This window comes from Vibrio sp. 10N.222.48.A3 (assembly GCF_041475345.1).
Taxonomy (GTDB): Bacteria; Pseudomonadota; Gammaproteobacteria; order Enterobacterales; family Vibrionaceae; genus Vibrio; species Vibrio tasmaniensis_A.
This window is the reverse complement of record NZ_JBFRVX010000659.1, coordinates 1-4,465: the sequence shown is the minus strand read 5'-3', so window position 1 is coordinate 4,465 and position 4,465 is coordinate 1. Positions and strand designations below refer to the sequence as shown.

Genomic DNA, 4,465 nt, shown 5'->3' with positions numbered 1-4,465 from the left:
TAATATAGAGATTAGGGCATGATTTAAGCCCAAATTTGAGCTACTTTGAATATTCAACACTAGATAAAGGTGATGTGATGATAGAAAAGGGATCTTCGATGCGCATATTGCTAGTTGATGACGTTCAACTGGATAGGATGCAACTCGCTATTCGACTCAAGCAACTGGGTCATGTTGTAGAAGCTGTTGGTAGCGGAAAAGAAGCCCTGAATGTTTATTCTGATTTTGATCCTGAACTCGTGTTACTGGATATCAGCATGCCAGACATGGATGGTTTTGAGGTCGCAAACGAAGTTCGTCGGCAATTCCCAGAATGGGTTCCGATCATCTTTTTGAGCGGTCATGAAGAGCCTGAAATGATCGCAAAAGCGATTGATGCCGGCGGCGATGACTATTTGATCAAACCAGTAAACAAAGTTGTTTTGAACTCTAAGTTGATTGCGATGCAGCGTATTGCGCACATGAGACGAGAGTTAAAACAGAGTACCGCCAAACTCGAAGAACTGAATATTTTACTGCAACAACAAGCCAACGAAGACGGCCTAACCAAATTGTACAACCGACGATATATGGATACTAAGCTTGAAGAGAGCATTGCGTGGCACGGACGACGTAATATATCCATGACCGTCATACTACTCGATGTTGACTTCTTTAAGCCTTACAACGATAACTATGGCCATATTCAAGGGGATAAGTGCCTGCAAGGGCTTGCCAATACTTTGAAAGAGCTCTTTGTTCGAGCTGGAGAGTTTGTTGGACGTTACGGCGGTGAAGAGTTCGTCATCATTCTGAGTGATACCGACAGCTCCGCGGCTAATTTACAGGCCAATCGTGTAAAAGAAGCACTGCATCAAATGAACTACGTCCACGACTACTCAGCAGTGTCTGACAGAGTGACAGCGTCACAAGGTGTGTTGTCATTCATCCCTGAAGGTGGTGAAGCTATCGCTTCTATTTACGAAAAGGTTGACCAAGCACTGTATCAGGCCAAGCAAAGTGGAAGAAATACCTACATACAACGCGATATTATAGAGCTTGAGCAATAGTTGACGAGCTTCGGTAGTAACCTGAATTATACTTCTAGTAGCTTATAAGCTAGGAAGTGACCTAAGTGATAAAAGAAATGCAGCATTCCAAGTCATTCGTCATGACTAACTCAAACAAAGGTCTTGTATTAACTCTGTTTGTTTCCGTGTCTCCAACCGCTGTTAACGCAGCTTCACTCTCTGAACTGGTCAGGAAAGACATTGAACAAACCTTCGCAACGAGTGTTTTGCTCAATGATACGGATGTGTTTACCTTTGGCATAAATAATTTTGATCCCAACAAAGTCTTTAGTTTGGACAATGAAGATATTGGCTCTAATGACTCAGTAAGTCGCCGACAAAATATCGCGTCCCTCAGCCTTCCTTATACCTTTGAAGTGCCAAGTTATATTGAAGACAACCATCAAGAAGTAACACTTCGTTTATCTGCGTTGCGGATAGAGAAGGATGTTCAATATGCCAGTTCAACGATAAGCGACTTTCAAAAAGAGTCTGTTGTTTCTGGTTACGTTGAGTACGCGAACGTATCCCAGTTAAACGAATACTTGAGTTTTAGTTCTGCAATTGGTAACCATATTTCCTATTATCGAAACGATTTTGAATATCGTTCTTCGTTGCTTGCACCAATTCAAGGTCGCCTGGATGGTCTTTATCTGAACACGGATGCTTGGGCATACATAATAGAGCCTAAGATAAAGTTGATGTTTGAAGATAAGAATGACTGGGGAAAATATAAACTCAGTACCAGTTGGCATTACTTTAATGGTATAGGTTGGGGAGAAGCCAATAACGGTAACATTGGTCACCCAGAAGGTTGGTACATAGCAAATGAAGCTAAGATCTTCTATGACTTAGTTCGTTGGGACAAAAACATCACATCCATGTATTCGAGTATAAGAAGAATAGATATTGGTGGTGATACTGTCGCGTCTATGGGCACTACAGCTTACTACGAAGCTAGTGTAGGTTGGTTGCTTAACCCAAATCTGTTTAATGACTGGGTCGATAATGTAGGAATAGGGTTTACTATCAATTACGGAAGTAGTTTGAAAGGAGGGAGCTTAGTCATATTCTTTAACCAAGATTAGTCTAAGCACCAACGCTTTCGATGTTCACACCGTTAAATTACGATGTTCAGAGCTTTACATTCCAAGACTTTCAACGTCTTTAACTATCGACACACAGCTTGTTTCGGCCAGTTTCTTTTGCTTTGTACAGTGCGTTATCGGCAAGTTTCAAGACTTCTACGGGTTGTTTAGTGGTTCTACTATCAGACAGCCCAATGCTCACCGTTACGTTTACGACTTCAGTTGATTTGTTGCTCTGACCACGCTTTTTAATGCCGACTTCATGGTCGTCAGGGCGATCGTTGCTATTTCGAATCGTCATATCGTAGTTTTGTACTTCCGAAATGAGAACTTGAAGGTGCTCTTTAACCTGTTCCGAGTATTTGCCTTTAAAAATAATCGTAAACTCTTCACCACCATAGCGATAAGCTTTTGCACCACCGGTTGTTTCACTCAATATACGTGCTACTAACTTCAACACATCGTCGCCAATGTCATGCCCGTAGGTATCGTTAAATTTCTTGAAGTGGTCGATATCAACCATCGCCATTGAGTATTTTCGCCCTAAGTGCTTCATATCCACTTCTAAGGCGTGTCTGCCAGGAATGTTAGTTAAACGGTCATTAAAGGCCATATCGTGGCTAGCAGAGACGACATAGATAATGAATAACGTACCAGACAGCGAGAACATCGTACTAGAGATGTATTGCACATCAAAAAATATGAATGTACTAGTAGAAAGTAAAATTGCGCTGTATACGACAACATCAATCGCGCGGTTGTATACCAGAACTAAAATCGAAGTAAGGCCAAGTAAACAAAGGCTATACAGCACTAAAACGAAAGGTAGCCTCGAGAATCCGTTAACGATAAACAGGATACCTTCGCTCCATGACTCAAATCCACCTGACTGGAAATGAGAAACAATTAATTGTGCCCATACCGTAAACAGAACGAGAACCAAAGCATATAGGAACATGGATTTCGAGTTAACGCCGTTATCTGGGAAGGCATACACCAGTAAGCATGTTACAGGGACTAAAGCGGTTAACAGAGACAGTTCTAATAGAGTGGTGCCTGTGTTGAGTGGCGTTTGTAAACGAACTTGAATGATGAGGTATGCGACGAGCATGGTTAAGGACACCATGGCCATACGACCTTGCTTAAATGTGTGGCACAGCAAAACCGCAACGCTCAATAGAATGTATGGGAGGTTGCTAGCAAACCCTAAGTTTGAATCCGTCACTAGGATGACGTTGTTCATACCTGCAAGTAATATTGCTAATAGAAGTAAGGGAAAGCAAAATCGAAATATGCTCGACGTGACGAAAGAAGATGTCATTTATGTGGTGAGCCTAACTATAATGATGATCTTATATTTTAATTTTATACGTAGGATACGGGTAAACAAGCAATTGCCAAGCTTTTTCATTAAATTATAGCAAAAACATGATCATAGCTCGCTAATTGTACAACTAAATTTATATGTGTTTCAGTTGCTATTAACCTAAGAACGAGCTAAACAGTATATATGATAAATGAAACAGCCGTTATTGATACTTAACTAAATCAACATAGTTTGTGCTCAAGAGTTAGGTGGTTACCTAAGTAGCAATGAACAGATGTTATACGCCTAGCTGCAGAAGCGGTTAGTAACAACCGCGATGAGTTACAACAATGATTAGCTACAACAACGATTAAACTAGAAACAACCGATCAACATGGAGGTGTATTATGCAAATCAGTGTCGATGTCCATAACTATATGGAAACTTTGGTGGGAAATGTATTAGCGACAGAAGAGTATGTTTCTGGCTATACCAACGAGCAGTTAGCCGATCTTGCGTGTTTGGCTTTAGGTCAGCTTAAACCAATCTATATTCGCTTCGACGTCGATTTTCTATCGGCATTGCCAGAGGATAAATTGGTACTGTATAAACGAAATAGTGAGATCGCGGTCAAAAATGCAGAAAGTATGATCATTGACGACAGAAGACGCGAGCGTGACGACAATGTACCCGTTATCTTTAGTCAACATAATTTTGATGATGACGTAGAATTGCAATGGTATGAAAAGCCATTGTTGAGCGGTAAACAGTCATGATAGTTTACGGTTAATGCGGTCATTTAAGGAGTAAAAACGTGGGATTCTTTTCTAGATTATTTAGTGGCAAAGAAAAAACCGAACAAAAAGTAGAAATTGAGCCAGTCGAATACAAAGGCTTCAATATCTATCAAGATGCCATTGCTGAATCTGGTCAATACCGTGTAGCTGGGCGAATCGAGAAAGAATTTGATGGTGAAATCAAAACCCATCGTTTTATTCGTTCAGATGTTGTTTCAAACAAAC

Annotated in this window: 5 protein-coding genes; 4 read left to right on the top strand and 1 reads right to left on the bottom strand. The window is 40.7% G+C overall.

Annotated features, from left to right (window positions below; translation table 11 throughout):
• Positions 1–77: 77 nt before the first annotated feature.
• Both AB4653_RS17930 and AB4653_RS17925 read left to right on the top strand, forming a co-directional pair.
• Positions 78–1,049: a diguanylate cyclase gene (locus AB4653_RS17930; RefSeq protein ID WP_170962720.1), complete on the top strand. Its 972-nt coding sequence runs from the start codon at positions 78–80 to the stop codon at positions 1,047–1,049.
• A gap of 101 nt (positions 1,050–1,150) precedes the next feature.
• On the top strand, positions 1,151–2,137 hold the full coding sequence (locus tag AB4653_RS17925) for a Solitary outer membrane autotransporter beta-barrel domain (RefSeq protein WP_372071326.1): 987 nt from the start codon (positions 1,151–1,153) through the stop codon (positions 2,135–2,137).
• Between the two features lie 79 nt (positions 2,138–2,216).
• Here AB4653_RS17925 and AB4653_RS17920 read toward each other — a convergent pair whose 3' ends face one another.
• Positions 2,217–3,458 carry a GGDEF domain-containing protein gene (locus tag AB4653_RS17920; RefSeq protein ID WP_012600626.1) on the bottom strand — a complete coding sequence of 414 codons (1,242 nt, stop codon included), beginning with the start codon at positions 3,456–3,458 and terminating at the stop codon, positions 2,217–2,219.
• Between the two features lie 392 nt (positions 3,459–3,850).
• Here AB4653_RS17920 and AB4653_RS17915 point away from each other — a divergent pair, with 392 nt between their 5' ends.
• Both AB4653_RS17915 and AB4653_RS17910 read left to right on the top strand, forming a co-directional pair.
• Positions 3,851–4,219, top strand: coding sequence for a late competence development ComFB family protein (locus AB4653_RS17915; RefSeq protein WP_009845358.1), 369 nt, complete (start codon positions 3,851–3,853; stop codon positions 4,217–4,219).
• A 38-nt stretch (positions 4,220–4,257) separates the two neighbouring features.
• Positions 4,258–4,465: HlyU family transcriptional regulator (locus AB4653_RS17910; RefSeq protein WP_372104888.1), on the top strand; the 208-nt coding region annotated here is incomplete at its 3' end.